The 24,009-nt window shown below is 70.9% G+C and carries 16 protein-coding genes and 1 pseudogene; 9 read left to right on the top strand and 8 right to left on the bottom strand.

What is annotated here, in order from left to right; all coding sequences use genetic code 11:
• Positions 1-314: 314 nt before the first annotated feature.
• From AB0F01_RS29610 to AB0F01_RS29585, 6 genes and pseudogenes are all read right to left on the bottom strand, one after another.
• Positions 315-562, bottom strand: a pseudogene (locus AB0F01_RS29610) (DUF6457 domain-containing protein); the annotation flags it as partial.
• Positions 563-659: 97 nt separating this feature from the next.
• Entirely contained in the window at positions 660-1,295 is a 636-nt protein-coding gene (locus tag AB0F01_RS29605) for a vitamin K epoxide reductase family protein (protein WP_362102013.1), read from the bottom strand.
• Positions 1,292-2,074: a respiratory nitrate reductase subunit gamma gene (narI, locus tag AB0F01_RS29600; protein WP_362102010.1), complete on the bottom strand. Its 783-nt coding sequence runs from the start codon at positions 2,072-2,074 to the stop codon at positions 1,292-1,294. Before narI (AB0F01_RS29600) ends, AB0F01_RS29605 begins: the two co-directional genes overlap by 4 nt.
• Entirely contained in the window at positions 2,071-2,862 is a 792-nt protein-coding gene (gene narJ / locus AB0F01_RS29595; RefSeq protein ID WP_362102007.1) for a nitrate reductase molybdenum cofactor assembly chaperone, read from the bottom strand. Before narJ (AB0F01_RS29595) ends, narI (AB0F01_RS29600) begins: the two co-directional genes overlap by 4 nt.
• A complete protein-coding gene (narH, locus tag AB0F01_RS29590; RefSeq protein ID WP_362102004.1) occupies positions 2,859-4,385 on the bottom strand; it encodes a nitrate reductase subunit beta in 1,527 nt (508 codons plus the stop codon). Before narH (AB0F01_RS29590) ends, narJ (AB0F01_RS29595) begins: the two co-directional genes overlap by 4 nt.
• Before the next feature lies 1 nt (position 4,386).
• Positions 4,387-8,088 carry a nitrate reductase subunit alpha gene (locus AB0F01_RS29585; RefSeq protein ID WP_362102003.1) on the bottom strand — a complete coding sequence of 1,234 codons (3,702 nt, stop codon included), beginning with the start codon at positions 8,086-8,088 and terminating at the stop codon, positions 4,387-4,389.
• 596 nt (positions 8,089-8,684) lie between these two features.
• Between AB0F01_RS29585 and AB0F01_RS29580 the strand changes: the two genes are divergently transcribed.
• From AB0F01_RS29580 to AB0F01_RS29565, 4 genes are read left to right on the top strand one after another with little or no spacing between them, the layout of a single operon-like run.
• Complete coding sequence (locus AB0F01_RS29580) at positions 8,685-9,947, top strand: TIGR04053 family radical SAM/SPASM domain-containing protein (protein ID WP_362102000.1); 1,263 nt, start codon at positions 8,685-8,687, stop codon at positions 9,945-9,947.
• Positions 9,944-12,583: a multicopper oxidase domain-containing protein gene (locus AB0F01_RS29575; protein ID WP_362101998.1), complete on the top strand. Its 2,640-nt coding sequence runs from the start codon at positions 9,944-9,946 to the stop codon at positions 12,581-12,583. The genes AB0F01_RS29580 and AB0F01_RS29575 overlap by 4 nt, the downstream gene beginning before the upstream one ends.
• On the top strand, positions 12,583-13,029 hold the full coding sequence (locus tag AB0F01_RS29570) for a hypothetical protein (RefSeq protein WP_362101995.1): 447 nt from the start codon (positions 12,583-12,585) through the stop codon (positions 13,027-13,029). Before AB0F01_RS29575 ends, AB0F01_RS29570 begins: the two co-directional genes overlap by 1 nt.
• Before the next feature lie 57 nt (positions 13,030-13,086).
• The gene (locus tag AB0F01_RS29565; protein ID WP_362101992.1) at positions 13,087-14,106 is read left to right on the top strand and encodes a nitroreductase family protein; all 1,020 of its coding nucleotides are present in this window, start codon (positions 13,087-13,089) and stop codon (positions 14,104-14,106) included.
• Positions 14,107-14,353: 247 nt separating this feature from the next.
• On the opposite strand, the gene AB0F01_RS29560 is transcribed toward AB0F01_RS29565, so the two are convergent.
• A complete protein-coding gene (locus AB0F01_RS29560; protein WP_362102020.1) occupies positions 14,354-14,593 on the bottom strand; it encodes a hypothetical protein in 240 nt (79 codons plus the stop codon).
• A 34-nt stretch (positions 14,594-14,627) separates the two neighbouring features.
• On the bottom strand, positions 14,628-15,050 hold the full coding sequence (locus tag AB0F01_RS29555) for a pyridoxamine 5'-phosphate oxidase family protein (RefSeq protein ID WP_362101989.1): 423 nt from the start codon (positions 15,048-15,050) through the stop codon (positions 14,628-14,630).
• Between the two features lie 369 nt (positions 15,051-15,419).
• Between AB0F01_RS29555 and AB0F01_RS29550 the strand changes: the two genes are divergently transcribed.
• From AB0F01_RS29550 to narI (AB0F01_RS29530), 5 genes are all read left to right on the top strand, one after another.
• Complete coding sequence (locus AB0F01_RS29550; protein ID WP_362102019.1) at positions 15,420-16,835, top strand: MFS transporter; 1,416 nt, start codon at positions 15,420-15,422, stop codon at positions 16,833-16,835.
• A 131-nt stretch (positions 16,836-16,966) separates the two neighbouring features.
• Positions 16,967-20,650, top strand: a complete 3,684-nt coding sequence (locus AB0F01_RS29545; RefSeq protein WP_362102016.1) for a nitrate reductase subunit alpha — start codon at positions 16,967-16,969, stop codon at positions 20,648-20,650.
• A 1-nt stretch (position 20,651) separates the two neighbouring features.
• Positions 20,652-22,355, top strand: coding sequence for a nitrate reductase subunit beta (narH, locus tag AB0F01_RS29540; RefSeq protein ID WP_362101986.1), 1,704 nt, complete (start codon positions 20,652-20,654; stop codon positions 22,353-22,355).
• On the top strand, positions 22,352-23,026 hold the full coding sequence (gene narJ / locus AB0F01_RS29535) for a nitrate reductase molybdenum cofactor assembly chaperone (RefSeq protein WP_362101983.1): 675 nt from the start codon (positions 22,352-22,354) through the stop codon (positions 23,024-23,026). The genes narH (AB0F01_RS29540) and narJ (AB0F01_RS29535) overlap by 4 nt, the downstream gene beginning before the upstream one ends.
• Positions 23,023-23,790: a respiratory nitrate reductase subunit gamma gene (gene narI / locus AB0F01_RS29530; protein ID WP_362101981.1), complete on the top strand. Its 768-nt coding sequence runs from the start codon at positions 23,023-23,025 to the stop codon at positions 23,788-23,790. The genes narJ (AB0F01_RS29535) and narI (AB0F01_RS29530) overlap by 4 nt, the downstream gene beginning before the upstream one ends.
• Positions 23,791-24,009: the final 219 nt, after the last annotated feature.

Here is a 24,009-nt window from a genome sequence, read left to right as displayed (position 1 = left end):
GGGGTCCCCACCTGGGGCGGTTATCGGCCCCCCCACCCCCCCCCCCGCTAGCCCCCAACCCCGGCGCGTCGTCGCAGCACTGCGACGACGGCCGTGGTTGTCGGGATCGTCGACCGTTTGAGGGCCGTGCCCCAACCCCGCCGCTTTCTGAGTGAGGGTCATGGTCAGGCTGGCGTCCTCGAAGCGCGTCCGAAGAGCCTCGGCCAGTGCCCTGGGCTCGCGCGGTTGTCCTACCAGCGGAGCAGGGCTGCGAACGGGCCAAACGCAGGATCAGTGGTGCACGGCCCCTGGAACGTAATCGGCGGCGTGGTTCGTCATGCTGCCCCCGAGCCAGGGCTGTGGCCGGCCTCGGCAGCCCACCGGGCGGCGAGTTCTCCGGCGTACCGGATGCGTCTGCCACCGCTTCGGACCCGTCCCCCGCCTGCTGCCCTGCCGCGTACCCGACCAGGAAGGTCGTCAGCGGTGCGGCGGGCGGGGCGACACCGTGAGCGGCATCGCCCGCGAGGGCGAGGAGCAGCGCCCGGTCGACTTCGAGCTCGATGCACAGCTCGGCCTTGAGAGTGGCGGTTCATACCTGCAGTACGTCGTCCACGATCCCTGTCCTCTCGTTCGTGGCCATGCGACCAGTGCGCGGCCTGTGCGCGGAGGGCGGTGGCCGGTTACAGCAGGCTGCTCCAGTAAGGCCAGAAGCGGGTGAGGACGAGGAGCGCAATCACGCCGTACCAGGCGCTGAGGAGCATCCAGTGGGTGTCGCGGACGACATGCAGCACGCCTCGGGGCACGGGGACGATCCCCCGTTCCAGGCAGTGCAGGGTGAGGTACCAGAACAGGGCGATGGTGGCGATCCAGACCACGGCGCAGTAGGGGCAGAGCTTGTTGAGCTCGTAGAGCGACTGACCGATCAGCCAGTGCGCGAACACCACTCCGACCAGCGCGCCGGCGGTCAGCGCGAGCCACAGCCGGCGGTGCAGTCGAGCCCCGCAGAGCACGGCGATGCCCAGGGCGATCACCGCGGCGAAGGCACCCAGCCCCAGCAGCATGTTGGGGAAGCCGAGCAGACTGCCCTGGGGACTGGACATGACGCTGCCGCAGCTCACGACGGGGCTGATGTCGCACGGCGGCTGGTAGGCGGGGTCGCGCAGCAGCCGCCAGTCGTCCACGGTGAGCTGGAAGGAGGCCAGCCAGCCGACGATCCCGGTGACGACCATCACCCACCCCGTGCGGCGGCTCGCGCCCACCGCGGCGGCAGACCGGGTGGACGGGGCCGCCAGCGCGAGCGCGGGTCCGTGACTCATGCCGCTCGCCGGGAGCCCGAGGCTGACCGGGTCCGGCCGCCCGTCGTCGTGGCTGCCGTCGGGGTGGTGCGCCGTCGGTAGACCAGGTACGGGCGAGTCAGGTAGCCGATCGGGGCGCTCCACACGTGGACCAGACGGGTGAACGGCCAGGCGGCGAAGAGCAGGAAGGCGGTCAGGGCGTGGAGCTGGAACAGCAGCGGGGCTCCGGAGATCGCCTCCGGGTGGGGCTGGAGGACGAACAGGCCGCGGAACCAGACGGAGACGGTGGAGCGGTAGTCGTAGCCGGCGCCGAAGACGTTGTGGGCGGCGGTGGCGGTGATGCCGAGCAGGACGGTGGCGGACAGCAGGGGGAAGAGGAGCTTGTCGCTGCGGTCGGTGCCCCGGCGGATCTGGCGGTTCAGCAGCCGGCGGGCGCACAGCATGCCGAGTCCGGCGACCATGGCTACGCCCGCCACCGAGCCCGCCCAGACGGCCGTGGTGTGGTAGGTGTGCTCTGTGATGCCGACGGCTTCGGTCCACGCGTGGGGGATGGCGAGGCCCACGACATGTCCGGCGATGACCATGAAGGCACCGAGGTGGAACAGCGGGCTGCCCCAGCGCAGCCAGCGGTGTTCGAGAAGCTGGGTGGTGCGGGAGGTCCAGCCGAACTGGTCCTGACGGTAGCGCCAGATGTGCCCGACCACGAACACGGCGAGGCAGATGTAGGGGACGGCGACCCACAGGAGCAGGTCGGCACCACTCGCCGAGGCGGCGGCCACGGGGACGGGTACGGCGTTCATCGGAGGCCTTCCGTACGGCTGGTCGGGGCGGGCGGGACTCGCGTCGGCGGGGCCTGCATGGGTGGTACGAAGGTGCCGGGAGGTGCGAACTCCCCGTCTCCGTAGGTCCCGTAGGGGTCGAGGCCGACCTCTTCGTCGGGCGGGCCCTCGGCGACGAGCCGGGCCACTGCCGCGCGGTCGGCCTCGGTGGGCGGTGGCAGCAGGCTGAGCAGCGCGGCCAGGAGGTGTCGGTAGGGGGAGTCGGCGTCGGTCAGAGCACGGTGGATCAGTTCCAGGCCGCGTCGGTGCTGGCGCAGGGGGGCCTCGCCGCCACCGGGGCCTGCCAGGGCTGCGAACTCCAGGACGACCGGAAGGTGGTCGGGGAGTTCACCGCCGCCGGTGTCCCAGCCGGCGGCCCGGTAACGCTGGTTGAGGGTGAGCAGGGCCATGCCGCGGCGGCGGGTGTCGCCGTGCAGGTAGTAGGTGAGGTAGAGGCTGCTTTTCCGGCGCAGGTCGAACATCTCGACGTAGTGCCGCTCCAGCGCCTCGGAATCCTGTGCGCCGAACCAGTCGGTGAACCGGGCGAGGTGTTCCGCCGCGGGCGTGGCCGGCAGAGCTGTGACTGCGGTCGTCAACTCGGCACGCGCTGCGGTCAGTTCCACGTCCGGATACTGCAGGAGCAGCGATACGAGCCGCAGTGTCAGCGCCCGGCCCGCCGTCTCCTCGGGGGTGAGCCTGGCTGGGCGGCGCACGGCGGCCCGGATGCGGGTGCGGACGAGGGCGGGAATCGATGCCGGCAGCGGGCTCACGATCGGCCTCCGGCAGTGGTGTTGCGGCGCAGGGTGGGGATGCCGAGCATGATCTTGCGGGGCTCGGGGTCGCCGGACGTCTCGACCGGGCAGCGGTTCTCCATCGCGGTGAGCGCGGCGGCGTCCTCCTTGTGGGCGGCGGGGACGACGTAGCGGTCCTGGTATTTGGCGACGGCGAGGAGTCGGTGCAGGTCCTCCGCCTCGCGTACGGTGAGCCCGACGGCCTTGAGCACGGCCTCGTCGCCGGCCTCGCCGAGGGTGCGCTCGCGCATGTACGAGCGCAGCGCGGTGAGCTTCATCAGCACCCCGGCGACCACTTCGGAGTCGCCGGCGGTGAACAGCTCCGCCAGGTACTCCAGCGGGATGCGCAGCCGGGTGACGGCAGCGAACACGTGGTCGGGGTCGTCCTGGTCGCCGCCGGCCGCGTCGACGGCGTCCAGTACCGGGGAAAGCGGCGGCACGTACCAGACCATGGGCAGGGTGCGGTACTCCGGGTGCAGGGGCAGCGCGACCCTGTAGCGCATGACCAGGTCGTACACGGGGGAGCGCCGGGCCGCCTCCAGCCAGTCCTCGGGTATGCCCGACGCCCGTGCGGCGGCGGCGACCTCGGGGTCGTGCGGGTCGAGGAATACGCCCCGCTGGGCGTCCAGCAGGTCCTTCTCGTCCGGGGTGGCGGCGGCCTCGCCGACGCGGTCGGCGTCGTACAGCAGCAGGCCGAGGTAGCGCAGCCGGCCGACGCAGGTCTCGGAGCAGACGGTGGGCTGCCCGGCCTCGATGCGCGGGAAGCAGAAGGTGCACTTCTCGGCCTTGCCGGTGGTGTGGTTGACGTACACCTTCTTGTACGGGCACGCCGTCACGCACATCCGCCAGCCGCGGCACTTGTCCTGGTCGACCAGGACGATGCCGTCCTCGACCCGCTTGTACATGGCGCCCGACGGACAGGCGGAAACACAGGCGGGGTTGAGGCAGTGCTCGCACAGCCGGGGCAGGTGGAAGAGGAAGGTCTGCTCGAACTCGAACCTCACCTTCTCGGCCCACTCGCCCGACAGGTTGGGGTCGGCGCCGGCGTTCTCCGGGGCGCCGCCGAGCCCGTCCTCCCAGTTGGCCCCCCACGTGATGGCCGTGGGCTTCCCGGTGAGGACCGAGCGGGGCCGGGCGACGGGCACGTCCGGTCCGGCGGGGGCGCTGATGAGGTTGTCGTAGTCGTAGGTGACCGGCTCGTAGTAGTCCTCCAGGGACGGCAGGTCGGGGTTGGAGAACAGCGAGAGCAGCCGCTTGACCCGCCCCCCGGAGCGCAGGACGAGACGTCCGCGCCGGTCGAGCATCCAGCCGCCCTTCCACTGCTCCTGGTCCTCGTAGCGGCGGGGGTAGCCGACGCCGGGCTTGGTCTCGACGTTGTTGAACCAGGCGTACTCGACGCCGGTGCGGTTGGTCCACGTCTGCTTGCAGGTGACCGAGCAGGTGTGGCACCCGATGCACTTGTCGAGGTTCATCACCATCGCCACTTGAGCCATCACGCGCATGTCAGTACTCCACATCCTGCGAGCGACGACGGATGACGGTGACCTCGTCGCGCTGGTTGCCGGTGGGTCCGTAGTAGTTGAAGGCGTAGGTGAACTGGGCGTAGCCGCCGGCGAGGTGGGTGGGTTTGAGCAGCAGGCGGGTCAGCGAGTTGTGGATGCCGCCGCGGCGGCCACTGACCTCGGTCTTCGGGACGTTCACGTTGCGGTCCTGGGCGTGGTACATGTACACGGTTCCCTCCGGCATCCGGTGGGTGACCACGGCGCGGGCGGCGACGACGCCGTTGCGGTTGTACGCCTCGATCCACTCGTTGTCCTTCACGCCGATCTTCTCGGCGTCCTCCAGCGACATCCAGATGACCGGGCCGCCGCGGGACAGGTCGAGCATGTACTTGTTGTCCTGGTAGTTGGAGTGGATGGACCACTTCGAGTGCGGGGTCAGATAGCGGACGGTGACCTCGGCCCGGCCGTCCTCGCGCAGCTGCTCGTCGCCGTAGTGCCGGGGGGTGTTCAACGGCGGCCGGTAGACCGGTAGTTGCTCACCGAGTTCGGCGATCCAGTCGTGCTGGACGAAGAAGTGCTGGCGGCCGGTGAGGGTGTGCCAGGGCTTCTTGTGCTCGGTGTTGATGACGAACGGGGAGTAGCGGCGGCCACCCGTCTCCGAGCCCGACCACTCGTAGGAGGTGATCACGGAGCGTGGCTGGGCGCGGGTGTCGGCGAAGGTGATCCGCTCGGCCTCGCGTTCGGAGGCGAGCTCGACGAGCCCTTCGCTGCCGGTCTGCCGCTCCAGTTCGCGGAAGCCCTCGGTGGCCAGGCGTCCGTTGGTGGTGCCGGACAGGGCGAGGATCGCCTCGCACATGTCGGAGGCGGTGGCGAGCGAGGGCCGGCCGGCTGCGATCCCGTCCCGGACGGTGCCGTTGCGCCGGCGCAGGTCCTCGATCTCCCGCTCGGGGTGGACGGTGACGCCCTTGGTGGTGGTGCCCAGGGTGTCCAGCAGCGGGCCGACGGCGCGCATCTTCTGCGCGATCGCGGCGTAGTCCCGTTCGATGACGGCCAGCTTGGGCATGGTCCGGCCCGGTATCGGCTCGCACTCCCCGGTCTTCCAGTCCCGCACCACTCCGCCCGGCTGGGCGAGTTCGTCCGGGGTGTCGTGCAGCAGCGGAACGGCGAGAACGTCGGTGCGCGTGCCGAGGTGTTCGGCGGCCAGCTCACTGAACCGGTCGGCCATGGTCAGGAAGGTGTCGTAGTCGGTGCGGGCCTGCCAGGGTGGGGCGATGGCCGGGGTGAAGGCGTGCACGAAGGGGTGCATGTCCGTGCTGGACAGGTCGTCCTTCTCGTACCAGGTCGCGGCCGGCAGGACGACGTCGGAGAACAGACCGGTGGAGGTCATCCGGAAGTCCATGGTGACCAGCAGGTCGACCTTGCCCTCGGGCGCCTCGTCCCGCCACACCACGTCCTTCGGCCGGTGCTCGGGCGGGGTCTCCTCGGAGCGGACTGCCGCGTCGGTGCCCAGCAGATGGCGCAGGAAGTACTCGTTGCCCTTGCCGGAGGAACCCAGCAGGTTCGCCCGCCACACGGTCAGTACGCGCGGGAAGTTGGCCGGGTCGTCGGGGTCCTCGGCGGCGAACCGCAGCCGCCCCGACTTCAGCTCGTCGACGATGTGCTCGGCGACCGGCCGCCCTGCCGCGGCTGCCTCGTCGGTCAGGTCGAGGGGATTGCGGTTGAAGCCGGGGTGACCCGGACTCCAGCCCAGCCGCACGGCCTGCGCGAGTGTGTCCGCGAACGCCTTGCCCTTGAACCGGCCGTTGCCGAGCGGGGAGGCCAGCTCGTCGGGCCCGAACGCCTCGTAGCGCCACTGGTCGGAGTTGAGGTACCAGTACGAGGTGCCCGCCATGTGCCGGGTGGGCCGCTGCCAGTCGAAGGCGAAGGACAGATGCTGCTGCCCGGTGACCGGGCGGACCTTCTCCTGGCCGACGTAGTGCGCCCAGCCGCCGCCGTTGACGCCCTGGCAGCCGGTCATGGTGGTCAGGGCCAGGAAGGCGCGGTAGATGGTGTCGGAGTGGAACCAGTGGTTGGTTCCGGCACCCAGCGCGATCATTGAACGGCCCTGGGTGCGCTGGGCGTTGCGGGCGAACTCACGGGCGATCCGGGCCGCCTGCTCCGCAGGAACCGAGGTGATCGTCTCCTGCCAGGCAGGCGTGTACGGCTCGCTCGCGTCCTCGTACGACGACGGCCATGTGCCCGGCAGCCCGGGGCGTCGTACCCCGTACTGGGCGAGCATCAGGTCGAAGACGGTGGTGACGAGCCGGCCGCCGATCCGGCGCACCGGAACGCCCCGGACCATGACCGAACCGCCCTCCGTGGTTCCCTCGTCGAAGCGGGGCAGCGCGACCTCCGCCGTGTCCACTGCACGCTCGAGAAGGCTCAACTCAGGGACGACATCACCCAGTTCGAGGTTCCAGCGGCCCCGCCCGGCTTTCCCCCAGCGGAAGCCGAGCGAGCCGCCGGGGACCACGGGTTCACCTGTGGCCCGGTCCAGGAGGACGGTCTTGGACTCCGCGTTCTCCTCGCCGTCCTGCCCGAGGTCTGCGGCGGTCAGGAACCCGTCCGGGACGAGACCGTGGTCGTGCTGGCGCAGGGTCACCAGGAACGGCGCGTCGGTGAACTTCCGCAGGTAGTCCTGGAAGTAGGGCACCTCGCGGTCCACGAGGAACTCGCGCAGGATCACATGTCCCATGGCCATCGCCAGCGCGCCGTCGGTGCCGGGGTGCGGGGACATCCACTCGTCGGCGTGCTTGACGTTGTCCGCGTAGTCCGGGCTGACCGCGACGACCTTGGTGCCGCTGTAGCGGGTCTCGGTCAGGAAGTGCGCGTCGGGTGTGCGGGTGACCGGGATGTTGGAGCCCCACATGATCAGGTAGCCGGCGTTCCACCAGTCGGCCGCCTCCGGCACGTCCGTCTGGTCACCGAACACCTGCGGGGAGGCGATCGGCAGGTCGGCGTACCAGTCGTAGAACGACAGCAGCGTGCCGCCGATCAGTGAGTGGAACCGTGCCCCTGCCGCAAAGGACGCCATCGACATCGCGGGGATGGGCGAGAAGCCGGCGACGCGGTCGGGACCGTACGTCTTGACGGTGTGCACCTGGGCGGCGGCGATCAGCTCGCTCACCTCGTCCCAGTCGGCGCGCACCAGACCGCCCTTACCGCGCGCCCGCTTGTACGCCCGCGCCTTCGCCGGGTCGCCGGTGATCTCGGCCCAGGCGGCCACCGGGTCGCCCAGCCGTCTGCGGGCCTCGCGCCACAGCTTCAGCAAGGCACCGCGCACGTAGGGGTAGCGGACCCGGCTGGGGGAGTAGGTGTACCAGGAGAACGACGCCCCCCGTGGGCAGCCGCGCGGCTCGTACTCCGGGCAGTCCGCGCCGATCGACGGATAGTCGGTGGCCTGGTGCTCCCAGGTGATGATGCCGTCCTTGACGTACACCATCCACGAGCACGAACCGGTGCAGTTCACCCCGTGCGTGGATCGCACCACCTTGTCGTGCGACCAGCGGTCCCGGTAGAAGCCCTCCCACTTCGGATCGCCCGTGCCGAACACGGCGCGTCCGTCGGCGGACACCTCACGGCGGGTGAGCAGCCTGCGGGCGGCCAGCGGCCAGCTTTCACCGGTGCGCAGCGCCTCACGCCGTGCGTTCTGATCGTTCTCCATGACCGGGAACGCTAGGCGGCACACCGCGCCCCCCGCCTGGGACCGGCGGTCCCTGCCGGATCGCCTTCCGACCCCATCCTGCAGGTCGCCACAGGGCCCGATGGTCCCTGTGACGGGGACCGGCCGGCCGAGAGGCCACCGCGCCCGACCCTGCATGCCGGGCATGGATCGAGCCGCGGATGCCCATCGGTACGACCGCATTCCGTGCCGGCCAGACGGCCCGTCCCCGTCCCTGACCGCCGCAGGCGCAGCGCGGACGACGCAGTGGCCGACTGCCGCAGGGGACCCCCGCCCGCGCTGCCTCTCCGACGGTCCGTCCGGCCCTCTTGCACTGGCACGAAGAAGGACCAACGGCCCTGTCCGACAAGACCATCGGCTGCCGCGCCGGCCACCGCCGCCGGTGGATGCTGACGGCGACCGATCCGGAGGTGTCTCGTGCACGACCACATCGACCGCCCTCGAGGCCGATTCCACCGCTGTCGCTCGCGGTGGGTGCCGCGCCCTGCCCGGTCAGGTCACCGTCCGGCCGCCCGCCTCGTCTGCCCCGACTCCAGGGCGGCCGGACACAGCCTCCGGGCGCTCGGCCGGGCTGCGCGATGAACGCCGTCGCCCAGCCCATCCGGCGTCAGCGACACGACGCGGGGGAGCGGCCGTTCATCGTCATCTGGGAGTCCACCCGGGCCTGCCCGCTGGCCTGCCTGCACTGCCGTGCCGAGGCCGTGCCCGACCGCGACCCGCGCGAACTGGACACCGCCGCCGCCAAGGACCTGCTGCACCAAGTGGCCGCCTTCGGGCAGCCCGCCCCGCTGTTCGTGATCACCGGTGGCGACCCGTTCCAGCGCCCCGACCTGACCGAGCTCATCGCCTACGGCAGGGAGACCGGCGTCCGGGTCGCGGTGTCCCCCTCCGGTACGCCGACGCTCACCGCCGAGCGGCTGCGGGAGCTGCACACCGCGGGTACCGTCGGCCTCTCACTGAGTCTGGACGGTTCCACCGCCGACCTCCACGACACCTTCCGAGGCGTGGCCGGGGTGTTCCGCTGGACCCTGGACGCCTGGGACACCGCACGCGCACTCGGCATGAAAGTGCAGATCAACACCACGGTCGCCCGGCACAACCTGCACGACCTCCCCGACATCGTCCGCCTGGTCGCCGAGCACGGCGCGATGCTGTGGAGCGCCTTCTTCCTGGTGCCCACCGGTCGCGGCCGCACCCTCGGCGCACTCACACCGGCGGAGACGGAAGACGTCCTCAACTTCGTCCACGACGTCGGCCTGACCGTACCCGCCAAGACCACCGAGGCGCACCACTTCCGCCGCGTCGCCCTGCAGCGCAGGATCCTCGCCGCCACCGGTGACGACCACGTGGCGGTCCTCGGACTCGGACCGCTGTACCGGGAGTTGCGCGAGCGGGCCGCCGAGCTGGGCCTGGACGCCGCAGCGCGCCGGGCGAGGCGTCCGCCGCTGGACGTCAACGCGGGCCGCGGCTTCGTCTTCATCTCCCACACCGGCACCGTGCACCCCAGCGGCTTCCTGCCGCTGGGCGCCGGAAGCGTCCGCGAGACGCCGCTCACGGAGATCTACCGCACCTCCGAGCTCTTCACCGGACTGCGGGACGCCGACCGGTTGGGCGGCCGGTGCGGAGCCTGCGAGTTCCGCCGGGTCTGCGGCGGCTCGCGATCGCGCGCGTACGGCGTCACCGGCGACCCGTACGCCGAGGAACCGTGGTGCGGATACGTCCCCGGATCCTTCCCCCACCAGGCGGAGTTGACCGCGCTGCTGCCCCGCGGCAGCGACGGCGGGAACGCTTCGCACCAGGACAGCGACGCGGGTTCGCAACAGCACCGAGGAGTGGCATGACCACCGTTGCCGACGGGCCCACCGGGACAGGCGACGCGAGCGGACCCGCCAAGTACCCGAACAGATTCAGGGCGTCGGGTGTGCAGGCCCGGCATCTGCGCGCCCACGTCCTGGTCGTGGCGTGGCTGGGCCTGGCCCTGCTCGCGGCCGCGGCGCAGGAGACCATGCCGGTGGCCCGCTGGCTGTCCATCCACATGTTCCTGCTCGGTGCCGTCACCACCGCCGTCCTGATCTGGAGCGAGCACTTCGCCGTCGCCCTGCTGCACGCGAGGATCCCCGACCAGCGCTGGAGCACCGCCCGGCTCGCGACGGCCAACCTCGCCGTGGCCGGACTGCTCCTCGGGGTGTGGACCGCCACTGCCGTCCTCACCGCCGTCTCCGCCGCGTCGCTGGTGGCCGCGGCCGGCGCGCACCTGGTGATGCTGGTCCGCCTGGGGCGGGGCGCACTCGGCGGACGGCTCAAGCCGATCGTCTCCTACTACCGGGCGGCCACCGCCGCTCTGATCGCCGGCGCCGTCCTGGGCTGGATGCTGTCGAGCGGCGGGGCCGGCGGGCCCGGCCGGTACGCCGGACTGCGCCTGGCGCACCTCCACGTCACGTTGCTCGGCTGGATCGGGCTGCCCGTCCTGGGCACGCTGTTCATGCTGTGGCCGACCGTGCTGGGCGTACGGATGAAGGACCGCACCACCACGGTGTCCCGATGGGTGCTGTGGCTCACCGGCAGCGGACTCCTGGTCGCGGCCGCCGCTCTGGCCCTCGGCCGGCGCCTGCCGGCGGCGGCGGGCGTCGCCCTCTATGCGGCGGGCGCGGCTCTCGCCGTCCACCTGCTCGTGCGTACGGTACGCGGCAGCCGTCCCGTGTCCGCGGCAGCAGCCTGGATGCTCGCCACGGCCACCTGCTGGCTGCTGATCGCCGTGGCGGCCGACCTGGCACGGCTCGCCGTCCGACCGCTCGCGGAGGCACAGGCCGCGATCGACGCTCTGCTGCCGGTGCTGCTCATCGGCTTCGTCGCCCAGATCCTCATCGGGGCCCTCACCTATCTGCTCCCGGTCGTCCTCAGCAGCGGCCCCGGAGACCGTGCCACCGTACGGGCGCTGCTCGAACGGGGTTGGCTGCCGCGGCTGGCGGCCCTCAACACCGGTGTAGCGCTCGCGGCACTCCCGCTGCCCGATCCCGCCGCCACGACCGGCATGCTGCTGGCCGCGCTGGCCGGGGCCGCGTTCCTCACCCTCGCGGTGCCCGTACTCGTCCGCAGCAGCCGGAAGGCGTCCCCGGACGCGGGAACCGCCGGTGCGTCTCGGCGCCCCGCGCTGTGGGGCACGGCCGCGGGCGTCGTCCTGACCGTGCTGGCCGCGCTCGTGGCCAACAGTGGTGGTGACACCGGCGATCCGGCCGTCGCCTCCGCGGGGGGAACCGGAGCTGCGGCCGCGACCCGCACCATCGAGGTGACCCTCGCCGCCATGCGTATCCGCCCGGCCCGGCTCGACGTCGCTGCGGGAACGGCGCTGCGGCTGAAGGTCACCAACGCCGATGTCCAGCGCCACGACCTCAAGGTCGAGGACGGCCCGTCGACTCCGATGCTCGGCAAGGGCGACAGTCATACCCTCGACCTCGGAACCGTCACCGAGGACCGCGAGGCGTGGTGCACCCTGCCGGGCCACCGGGCCGCCGGGATGACGATGGACATCGTCGTGAAGGACACCGCGAAGAACGGCACGGCCGAGCACGCGGACGGTCATGACGGGCACTCCACCACCGGGAACGGACTGGACCTCGCCGCCGACTTCTCCGACGGCTGGCAAGCACGCGACGCCGAACTCGCCCCCGCGCCCGGCGGAACCGTCCACGAGGTCGAACTGCACGCCGCCCACACCACGGTGGAGGTCGCCCCCGGCGTGAAACAGCAGATGTGGACCTTCGGCGGCACCGCACCCGGCCCCACCCTGCGCGGCAAGGTCGGCGACGTCTTCGAGATCACCCTCGTCAACGACGACACCGGCATGGGCCACGGTATCGACTTCCACGCCGGCGCCCTCGCCCCCGACAAGCCCATGCGCACCCTCGATCCGGGTGAGCGGCTGGTCTACCGGTTCCGTGCCGAGAAGGCCGGAGCGTGGCTGTACCACTGCAGCACCTCGCCGATGCTCCAGCACATGGGCAACGGGATGTACGGCGCCGTGATCATCGACCCACCCGGCCTGGCGAAGGTCGACCACGAGTACGTGCTGGTCTCCTCCGAGCTCTACACCGGTACGCCCGGCAGCACGGCCCAGGTGACGAAGATGCGCCGGAACACCCCGGACGCCTGGTTGTTCAACGGCATCGCGAACCAGTACACCCAGCGGCCCCTGAAGGCGAAGGCCGGCGAGCGGGCCCGCTTCTGGGTGGTCGCCGCAGGTCCCAGCGACGGTCTCGCCTTCCACATCGTCGGCACCGTCTTCGACACCATGTACAAGGAGGGCGCCTATGCGCTGAAGCCCGGCGACGCGGGCGGTGCCCAGGTACTGGACCTGGCCCCGGCGCAGGGCGGCTTCGTCGAGACGACGTTCCCCGAGGCCGGCCACTACCCGTTCGTCGACCACGACATGCGCCACGCCGAGGCCGGCGCGCACGGCCTCGTGGAGGTGAGCGAGTAGTGGACACCGTCGGCTGGTGGTCCCTGGTGCGTTTCGCGCACGTGGCCGGCGCCGCCCTGTGGGTCGGGGGCCAGCTGGCCCTCTCCCTGGTGGTCCTGCCGCTGGCCCGCCATCTGCTCGCCCCGGAGGCCAAGGACGGCTTCACCGCCGCGGCCGGCCGCCGGTTCGGGATGCTGACCGGGGCGGTGTTCCTGCCCGTGCAACTGGCCACCGGCTGGGCCATGGCCTGGCACAAGGGAGTCACCTGGGCCTCGCTCGCCGAACCCGGCTACGGCCGCACCCTGACCACCAAACTCGCCCTGTTCGTGATGGTGATGTTTGCCGCGGCCGGACACGGCATCGCCCACGCAAAGGGCCGTGCGGACCTGGCCCGCGCCCTGGCGGGCGCCTCCCTCGTCGGCTCACTCGGCGTCGTCGTGCTCGCCACCGCCCTGCCCGTCACCTGACCAGCAGCCACGAAGAAGAAAAGGGAAGAAGAAGGAAAAGGAGAAGGAGAAGGCATCATGCGTACCCGAGCCGTCCTGGACGCAGCCACCGTGGAGTCGCTCCTGAGGGCCGCCGTAGCGGCCCCGTCGATCCACAACACCCAGCCCTGGCGCTTCCGCCTCGACCCCCACCACCAGGTGCTGGAGGTCCATTCGGCACCGGAGCGCACGCTGCCGCTGACCGACCCCCTGCACCGCGCCCAGTACCTGTCCGTGGGCGCCGCCGTCTTCAACCTCCGTCTCGCCGCCCTCCACCTGGGCCGGCGCCCGGAGGTGAGGCTGTTGCCGGACCCGCACAACCCCGGCCTGTCGGCCACCGTACGACTGACCGATCCCCTCGGCGCGGACGAACAGCCAATGAGCGATGGCCTCTACGAGGCCATCGCGCGGCGGCACACGAGCCGGATGCCGTTCACCGGCCGCCCCGTGCCCGAGCCGATCGTGGCGGAGATGACGTCGGCGGCACACGCCGCCGGCGCACGTCTTCACGTACCGGACTTCGCCGGAACACGGCGGCTTCTGCGCCTGACCGCCGCAGCCGAGGCACGCAACCAGGCCCACCCGGACCGCACCGCCGAAACCCTCACCTGGATCACCGCTCCAGGAAGGGATGCCCCCTACGGCATACCGGCCACCGCACTCGGCCCGCCGGACGCGGGTAAGCGCATGCCGATGCGGGACTTCACCGGTCCCCTTTCCGCCGGCCGCCGGCCCGCCGTGTGGTTCGAACGCCACGTCCAGCTCGGTCTGCTGTGGACGGCACACGACCGGCGGGAGGACTGGTTGCGGGCGGGCCAGGCCCTGCAGTACGTCCTCCTGACGGCGACCGCCCATGGGGTGCGCACGTCACTGCTGCACCAGGCCATGGAATGGCCCGACCTGCGGGCCGCGACCGCCCTTCCGCGACCCAAGCGGTGCCACCCTCACGTGCTGATCCGCTTCGGCTACGGACCGGACGGCGCCGGCACACCGCGAGCCCCCGGGCAATCCGCTGCTCGGCCAGCACCGCCTCCCGCAGCCGGAACCGAGGAGGACTGAGCGCTGCACCGTCCTGCTCCGGACACCCGGGGCCTGTCCGTGTGCATACGAGCCAGGTGACCCTTCGGTAGGAGATTCATGTGCCGCGGAGTTGACGGGGGCTGGGTCCCGGGTGCGTCGCGACCGCCGACCCCGCGGTCCCCGTGCACGACAGGAGGCCCGGCAACGGGGTCCTGCCGGAGGACAGCGCCGCAGCGAGTGGTCCATCGGGGGGCTGCGGTCGGGAGGGCCCCGGGCTGATGGCGTATCACCGGGCCCGTGCCGACCGGCCGCCTTGCCCGAGGTCGCGGCGGCCGATATCCGTGCGACGTACCCGTGCGGGTGCCCCTCGGAATAGGCCGAGCCTTTGCATGGCATTGTTCACCAGCTGGTTCTTCGTCTGCTGGTAGTGGTCGAGCCTCATCTTGCGGGTCTCGTGGCCGGTGCCCGAGCCCTTGTAGCCGCCGAAGGCGGCGTGGGCCGGGTGGGCGTGGTAGCCGACCGACACCGCAATCCAAGCGGCCGGAGCCCAGGGCCGCGCCTCACCGCATGCCGGGCGTTCCCCTGAGTTCGCGTCCGGTGACCATCTCCGACTCGATTCGTACGAACACCTCGTCCTGCAGGGGCATCCATGACGCGGGGCCGGTCTCCGAGAGCCGGGCGTGCTCGTCGGGACCGGTCACGACGGTGGCCCGTCCGGTGACGACCACGCTCCAGCCGGACCGGTTCGCGACGTCGAACTCGTCCGCCTCGAAGGCGACCACGACGCCGTCGATGGCGCGGACGAGGTCCGAGTCCGGAGACGTGCGCAGCAGGACGGAGGCGTCCGTGTCGAGGGAGAAGTTGATGGGCAGGACCGCGGGCAGTGCGTGTCGGGTGTAGACGACGCGGCCGACCGGCACCTTGGCGAGCAGGCGCAGGCACTCCTGCCGGTCGAGTGCGCGGAAGGCATCGTTGTGGGACATCGGTCCATCGTCCCCGCGGATGCCGTGTGGGGGTAGGGCCGACCGGCCCTACCCCCATGGGCCCCTCGCGGTGTGCGGACGGCCGACCGCTGCCGTCGTTTCGCGGGAGCCGTGCGGGTAAGCCGGTAGACGAGGGCCGCGGCCGCGCGGAGGGACGCGGCCGCGCGGAGGGACTCCCGGGTCCGAGTCAGAGGACCGTCCGTCCGTCGGCAGGGACTGTTGGCCCATGCCTGCGGTCGGCCCTGATGCGGACAGTGGTTCCTGGAGGCCGTTCCGCAGGCAAGGGGCCTGCGGTCATGTGTGATCCACGTGGCGCAGCACCACCACACGACGAAAGGGACGGACAACATGGCCCAGCCGTTGAAGTCGATGAGCGGCAGTTCGCCGTCAAGCGCCCCGGTGTCCGGCCGGGCTTGGCTCATGCTGGCCCTGGCCACGGTCGGTTTCGCCGTGAACTTCTGGGCGTGGGCGCTGCTCAGCCCACTCGGCCCCCGATTCAAGGACGGCCTCGACCTGTCGTCGTTCGAGCAGTCGCTGCTGGTGGCGGTTCCGGTCGTAGTCGGCTCCCTGGGCCGCATCCCCGTCGGCGCTCTGACCGACCGGTTCGGCGGACGGGTCATGTTCCCGATCGTGTCGGCGGCCACCATCGTGCCGGTGCTCTACCTCGGCCTGGCCGGACACGATTCCCTCGCCGCCCTGCTGATCGGCGGCTTCTTCCTCGGCATCGGCGGCACCGCGTTCGCCGTCGGCGTGCCGCTGGTCAACGCCTGGTTCCCGCCCGAGCGGCGCGGCCTGGCCATCGGCGTCTTCGGCGCCGGCATGGGCGGCACCGCCATCAGCGCCTTGACCACGGTGAAGCTGGTCGACGCGAACAGCATGTCTACCCCCTTCCTGATCACCGCCGCGGTGTTGGCCGGCTACGCCTTGGTCGCTGCGCTGCTGCTGCGGGACGCACCCGGCCGCACCGTGCCGACCGAGCCGCTGGGCCGCCGCCTGGCCACCACCGCCCGGCTGCCCATCACCTGGCAGGCGTCCGCGCTGTACGCGGTCGCGTTCGGCGGCTACGTGGCCTTCTCCGTCTACCTGCCCACCTACCTCAAGACCGGCTACGGCCTCACCCAGGCCGATGCCGCCAACCGCATGGCCGGCTTCGTGCTGCTCGCCGTGGCGATGCGTCCGATCGGTGGCTGGTTGTCCGACCGGTTGGGCCCGGTCCGCGTGCTGGCCGGCTCGCTGGTCGTGGTCGTGGCCGGGGCGGTGACCCAGGCGTTCACCCCGGCGCTGGCCCCGGCAGGCACCATCGCCTTCCTGGGCATGGCCGCCGCTCTCGGCGCGGGCAGCGGAGCGACCTTCGCTCTGGTGGCCCTGCGTACCCCGGCCGACCAGGTCGGCTCTGTCACCGGTGTGGTCGGCGCCGCGGGCGGCCTGGGCGGCTTCCTGCCGCCGCTGGTCATGGGCTCGCTGTACGGTCAGTACGGAACGTACGCGGCCGGCCTGGCCCTGCTCGCCATCGTCGCCGCCGCCGCGTTGGCCTACACCCTCACCGGCGTCCGCACGGCGGCCGGTGGTGGCAAGCGCACGCCGCGTGCCGGCCGTCGGCACACGCCCCGCACGCCCCCCCCAATCCCCGCCTTGCAACAACAATTTTGGGCCTTGCGCCCCGCTCAGCTGAGCGGGGCACAGGGCCGACATGCCCAGGTGCGGTCACTCGAAGTCCGGTTAGCCCACCCTGGACGCAGAACGATCTTCACCAAGTCGCACGCTGCTCGTGGAGTTGGTTGTTGACCTTGCCGGGGGCGGCAGTCGTAGAGTCAGCAGCGGCCGGAACCGATCACGATTCGAACGGGCGTCTCGGGTGCCCGGAGCGGAGTGGCACGGTGAGTACGGAGACCAGCCCGGAACGGGCACGGGCGGGCATGGACGGCGATCTGGCGGAGGCGCTGGTGCGCAGCCGCCGCTTCTTCACCAGGGCGGAGGTCTCTGACGACCTGCGCACCCTGCACCGCAAGGGCGGCCGGCAGGCGGACGAGTTCTACCGGGACCGCTGGTCGCACGACAAGGTGGTGCGGTCCACGCACGGGGTGAACTGCACGGGTTCGTGCTCGTGGAAGGTGTACGTCAAGGACGGCATCATCACCTGGGAGGCCCAGCAGACCGACTACCCCTCCGTCGGCCCGGACAGCCCCGAGTACGAGCCCCGGGGCTGCCCGCGCGGTGCGGCGTTCTCCTGGTACACCTACTCGCCCACCCGGGTCCGCTACCCGTACGTGCGGGGCGTGCTGCTGCAGATGTACCGGGAGGCCAGGCGGAGGCTGGGCGACCCGGTGGCGGCCTGGGCGGACATCGTCTCGGACCCCGAGAAGGCGCGCCGCTACAAGCGGGCGCGGGGCAAGGGCGGCCTGGTGCGGGCGAGCTGGGACGAGGCGGTGGAGATGGTCGCCGCCGCGCACGTGCACACCATCAAGGAGTACGGGCCGGACCGGCTGGCCGGCTTCTCGCCGATCCCGGCGATGTCGATGGTCTCCCACGCGGCCGGGGCCCGCTTCTACTCACTGCTCGGCGGGGCGATGCTGTCGTTCTACGACTGGTACGCCGACCTGCCGGTGGCCTCTCCCCAGGTGTTCGGCGACCAGACCGACGTCCCGGAATCCGGGGACTGGTGGGACGCCGGGTATCTGATCATGTGGGGGTCGAACCTGCCGGTGACCCGGACCCCGGACGCCCACTGGATGGCCGAGGCCCGCTACCGCGGCCAGAAGGTCGTCGCGGTCTCCCCGGACTACGCGGACAACGTGAAGTTCGCCGACGAGTGGCTCGCGGCCCAGCCCGGCACCGACGGGGCGCTGGCGATGGCCATGGGGCATGTGATCCTCAAGGAGTTCTTCGTCGACCGGGCCACGCCGTACTTCACCGACTACGTGAAGAAGTACACCGACCTGCCATTTCTGGTCGCCCTCGACGAGATCGACGGCACGCCGGGCACCTACCGGCCGGGCAAGTTCCTTACCGCGGCCGACCTGGGCGGCGAGCATGCTGAGGCTGAGCACGCGGAGTTCCGCACCGTGCTGCTGGACGCGGCCATCGGGCAGCCGGTGGTGCCGAACGGCACGCTCGGCGACCGCTACGGCGAGGCAGGGGCCGGGAAATGGAACCTGGATCTCGGCACCATCGACCCTCTCCTGTCCGCCGGAGGCACTGACGAGGCACCGGTTGCCGTCGACTTGCCCCGCTTTGAAGTTCCCGACGGCAGCGCGGGACGGCTGCGACGTGGCGTACCGGTGCGCAGGGTGGCGGGCCGCTTGGTGACCACGGTGTTCGACCTGCTGCTGGCGCAGTACGGGGTGGGCCGCGATGGGCTACCGGGTGAGTGGCCGGCGTCGTACGAGGACGCGAGCGAGCCGTACACCCCCGCCTGGCAGGCGGCGATCACCGGGGTCGCCGCGGAGAAGGCGGCCAGGATCGCGCGTGAGTTCGCCGCCAACGCCGAGGAGTCCGGCGGCCGTTCGATGATCATCATGGGGGCGGGCACCAACCACTGGTTCCACTCCGACACCATCTACCGGGCCTTCCTCACGCTCACCACGCTCACGGGTTGCCAGGGCGTCAACGGCGGCGGCTGGGCTCATTACGTCGGCCAGGAGAAGGTCCGTCCGATCACCGGCTACTCGGCGATCGCGACCGCTGCGGACTGGAACCGTCCGGCCCGGCTGATGATCCAGACGGCGTACTGGTACCTGCACAGCGACCAGTTCCGCTACGACCCGTTCTCCGCCGATACCCTCGCAGCGGCGGGACAGGGCGGCCCGTTCGCGGGGAAGACCACCGCCGATGTGATCGCGCAGTCGGCACGGATGGGCTGGATGCCCTCGTATCCGACCTTCGACCGCAACCCGCTGGACCTCGCCGACGAGGCGGAGGCCGCGGGCCGTGACGTGGGCGCGCACGTCGTGGAGGAGCTGAGGTCAGGGCGACTGGGGTTCGCGGGTGAGGATCCTGACGCGCCGGAGAACTTCCCGCGGGTGCTGACCGTGTGGCGGGCCAATCTGCTGGGTTCCTCGGCGAAGGGCAACGAGTACTTCCTCAAACACCTGCTCGGCACCGACGCGTCGGTGCGTGCCACGGAAGCGCCGCCGGACGCCCGCCCGCGGGATGTGGTGTGGCGGGAGGAGGCCCCGGAGGGCAAGCTCGACCTGCTGCTGACGCTGGACTTCCGCATGACCAGCACCACCGTCTTCTCCGACGTCGTCCTGCCGGCCGCGACCTGGTACGAGAAGCACGACCTGTCCAGCACGGACATGCACCCCTTCGTGCACGCCTTCAACCCGGCCATCGCCCCGCCCTGGCAGACCCGCACCGACTTCGACGCCTTCCACACCCTCGCCAAGGAGTTCAGCCGCCAGGCCGCCGAACACCTCGGGGTGCGCAAGGACGTGGTCGCCGCGCCGCTGCTGCACGACACCCCCGACGAACTGGCCACCCCGCACGGCAGGGTCCGCGACTGGAAGGCAGGGGAGTGCGAGCCGGTGCCCGGCCGCACCATGCCGAAACTGATCACGGTCGAGCGGGACTACGGCGCGGTCGCCGACAAGATGGGCGCCCTCGGCCCGCTGCTGGACACCCTGGGCGCCACCACCAAGGGCGTCACCTTCAAGGTCGGCCGTGAGCTGGAGTACCTGCGGCACAAGAACGGCACCGTGAGGGGCGGCCCGGCCGACGGACGGCCCTCGATCGCCCGTGACTCCCAGGCCTGCGAGGCGATCCTCGCCCTGTCCGGCACCACCAACGGGCACCTGGCCACCCAGGGCTTCCACACCCTCGAGGCCCGCACCGGCACGCAACTCGCGGACTTGGCCGCCGAACACGAGGGCAAGCAGATCACCTTCGCCGACACCCAGGCCGCTCCGGTCCCGGTCATCACCAGCCCCGAGTGGTCCGGCTCGGAGACGGGCGGACGCCGCTACTCCCCGTTCACGGTCAACGTGGAGCGCCACAAGCCGTGGCACACCCTCACCGGCCGCCAGCACTTCTACCTCGACCACGACTGGATGACCGCTCTGGGTGAGCAACTCCCCGTATACCGACCGCCGTTGAACATGGACGCGCTGTTCGGCGAGCCACGGCTCGGAGAGGTCGGCGAACTGGGCGTGACGGTCCGCTACCTCACCCCGCACAACAAATGGTCCATCCACTCCGAGTACCAGGACAACCTGTTCATGCTCTCGCTCTCCCGAGGCGGTCCGACGATCTGGATGAGTACCCAGGACGCGGAGAAGGTCGGCGTGAGCGACAACGACTGGGTGGAGGCCGTCAACCGCAACGGTGTCGTCGCCGCCCGCGCGGTCGTCTCGCACCGCATGCCCGAGGGCACCGTCTACATGCACCACGCGCAGGACCGGCTGATCGACGTGCCCCGCACCGAGACGAGCGGCCGGCGTGGCGGCATCCATAACTCCCTGACCCGCCTGCTCATCAAGCCGACCCATCTGATCGGTGGCTACGCCCAGTTGTCGTACGCCTTCAACTATCTCGGCCCGACCGGCAACCAGCGCGACGAGGTCACCGTCATCCGACGCCGCGCGAACCAGGAGGTGGAGTACTGAGATGCGTGTCATGGCCCAGATGGCGATGGTGATGAACCTCGACAAGTGCATCGGGTGCCACACCTGCTCGGTCACCTGCAAACAGGCGTGGACCAACCGCACCGGCGTCGAGTACGTGTGGTTCAACAACGTCGAGACCCGGCCCGGGCAGGGCTACCCCCGCCGCTACGAGGACCAGGAGACCTGGAAGGGCGGCTGGGAACTCAACAAGCGTGGGAAGCTCGCGCTGAAGGCGGGTGGCCGGTTCAAGAAGCTGGTCACGATCTTCTCCAACCCCGTCATGCCGTCCCTGGACGACTACTACGAGCCCTGGACCTACGACTACGAGACCCTGACCAACGCGCCCCTGCAGGAACACACCCCGGTCGCCCGCCCCAAGTCCCTGATCACCGGCAAGGACATGAAGATCGCCTGGTCGGCGAACTGGGACGACAACCTCGGAGGATCGGCGGCGACCGGCGAGAAGGACGTCCTCCTCAACGAGGTCTCGGAGAAGATCAAGCTCGAGTTCGAGCAGACCTTCATGTTCTACCTGCCGCGCATCTGCGAGCACTGCCTCAACCCGTCCTGCGCGGCGTCCTGCCCCTCCGGGGCGATCTACAAGCGCGAGGAGGACGGCATCGTCCTCGTCGACCAGGACCGCTGCCGGGGCTGGCGGATGTGCATCACCGGCTGCCCCTACAAGAAGGTGTACTTCAACCACCGCACCGGCAAGGCCGAGAAGTGCACCTTCTGCTTCCCCCGCGTCGAGGTCGGTCTGCCCACCGTCTGCTCCGAGACCTGCGTCGGCCGGCTGCGCTACATCGGGCTCGTCCTCTACGACGCCGACCGCGTCCTGGAAGCCGCCTCGACGCCTGACGAGACCGGCCTGTACGAGGCGCAGCGCAAGGTGTTCCTCGACCCGCACGACCCGACCGTCATCGCCGCAGCCGAGAAGGCCGGCATCCCGCGGGACTGGATCGATGCCGCGCAGCGCTCCCCGATCCACGCCCTGATCAACACCTACAAGGTGGCGCTTCCGCTGCACCCGGAGTACCGCACCCTGCCCATGGTCTGGTACATCCCGCCGCTGTCCCCGGTCGTCGACGCGGTCCGTGACACCGGCCGGGACGCGGAGGACCACGGCAACCTCTTCGCCGCAGTGGACGCCCTGCGCATCCCCGTCGGCTACCTGGCCCAGCTGTTCACCGCCGGCGACCCGGCTCCCGTGGACGCGGTACTGCGCCGCCTGGCGGCCATGCGCTCCTACATGCGCGACATCAACCTCGGCCGCGAACCGGACGCCTCCATCCCCGCCTCGGTCGGCATGGGCGAGGAACAGATGTACGACATGTACCGGCTGCTCGCCCTCGCCAAGTACGACGAGCGCTACGTCATCCCTCCCGCACACGCCGAACAGGCCCACAGCCTCGAGGAACTGGCCACCGAGTGCAGCCTCGACTACGAGGGCGGACCCGGCATGGGCGGCTCCGGCCCCTTCGGCGAGACCTCCGGCGGCGCCGCCCCCATCGCGGTGGAGAACTTCCACGCCCTGCGCGACCGGCAGACCGCCGACACCCCGGCAGCGCCCACCGACAAGGCCGCCCGCGTGAATCTCCTGAACTGGGACGGCAAAGGCTCCCCGCCCGGCCTGTTCCCGGACCGGCCATCCGACGGCAGCAGCGCCGACGGGGACAGCGACGGGGAGGTCGATCCGAAGCCGTGAAAGCCTTCAAGAAGAAGACCACCCGCACCGATCGCACCGACTCCTGGCACCCCTACGCCTGGCAGGCCCAGTCCTTGCTGCTCGCCTACCCCGACGAGCAGTTCGAGCAGCGCCTGACCCTGGCCGGCCGGGTCGCCGCTTCCCTGCCCGAACCGGTCGCCGGCCCTCTGCTGCGCTTCACCGCACACGCAGAGCAGACCGCCACCGCCGACTTGACCACTGCCTACGTCGCCGCCTTCGACCACCGCAAGCGCTGCTGCCCTTACCTCACCTACTACGCCCACGGCGACACGCGCAAACGGGGCCTCGCCCTGCTGCGCCTGAAGCAGTCCTACACTGCCGCCGGCTGGCGTCTGACCGACGACGAACTGCCCGACCACCTCGCCGTCGTACTCGAATTCGCCGCGACAGACCCGGCCACCGGAGCGCGCCTGCTCACCGAGCACCGCGCCGGACTGGAGCTGCTGCGCCTGGCCCTGAACGACGACGGCTCCCCCTGGGCACACGTGCTGGACTCCGTCTCCGCCACCCTGCCCGCACTCGCCGGCGGTGACCGCGAAGCCGTCCTGCGTCTCGCCGCCCAGGGCCCGCCCGAAGAACAGGTCGGTCTCGACCCGTACGCGTCGTCCCCCGTGTTCCTGCCCGACCCCGTCGTAGGAGGCCCCCGATGACCGCGCCGGCGCATCCCCTCACCCTGGCGGCGGAGTCAGGCACCGGGGGCATCCTGTTGTGGGTGGTCCTGCCCTACGTCGCCCTGGCTGTCTTCGTCCTCGGCCATGTCTGGCGTTACCGCTACGACAAGTTCGGCTGGACCACCCGCTCCTCCCAACTGTATGAACGGCGCCTGCTGCGCATCGGCAGCCCGCTGTTCCACTTCGGCATCCTCGTTGTACTCCTCGGACACATCGGGGGCCTGCTCATCCCGAAAAGCTGGACCGAGGCGGCCGGCGTCAGCGAGCACATGTACCACATCGGCGCGGTCGTCCTCGGCACGATCGCGGGTGTCGCCACGCTTGGCGGAACGGCCATCCTGATCTACCGCCGCCGCACCGTCGGCCCGGTCTTCTCCGCCACCACCCGCAACGACAAGGCCATGTACCTCTCCCTGACCGTGACCATCGTGCTCGGCCTGGCCGCCACGGTGGCCGCGAACGTCGTGGGCGGAGGATACGACTACCGCGAGACCATCTCCCCGTGGTTCCGTTCCATCTTCTATTTCCAGCCCGATCCGGACCTGATGACCGGCGCGCCGGTGCTGTTCCAGCTGCACGCGATCAGTGCCCTGCTGCTCTTCGCGGCTTGGCCCTTCACCCGGCTTGTCCACATGCTCACGGCCCCCCTGGGCTACCTCACCCGCCCCTACATCGTCTACCGCAGCCGCGACACCCGGCTCGGCGCACGTCCCCCGCGCCGTGGCTGGGAACGCGTGGGGTGACGAGAAGATCCGGATCGCTCCGGGTCACGATCGACGAGTCGTAGGGAGCCGATGCCGGAGGTGATGTTCTCGAGAGCCCGGGTGCGCGCGTCGGCCGGGAGCTCGACGTCGAGGCCCGCCGTCTCGACCGCCGTCGGCACTCAGCTTCGGCCGTGGTCGGGCCTGTGGCCGGGCGACGTCGAGCAGGTCCGCCACGTCGGTGGCCTCCCGCTCGTGGCG

It is taken from the genome of Streptomyces sp. NPDC029526 (genome assembly GCF_040637405.1).
GTDB lineage: Bacteria > Actinomycetota > Actinomycetes > Streptomycetales > Streptomycetaceae > Streptomyces.
This window is presented reverse-complemented; position numbering and strand designations above follow the sequence as displayed.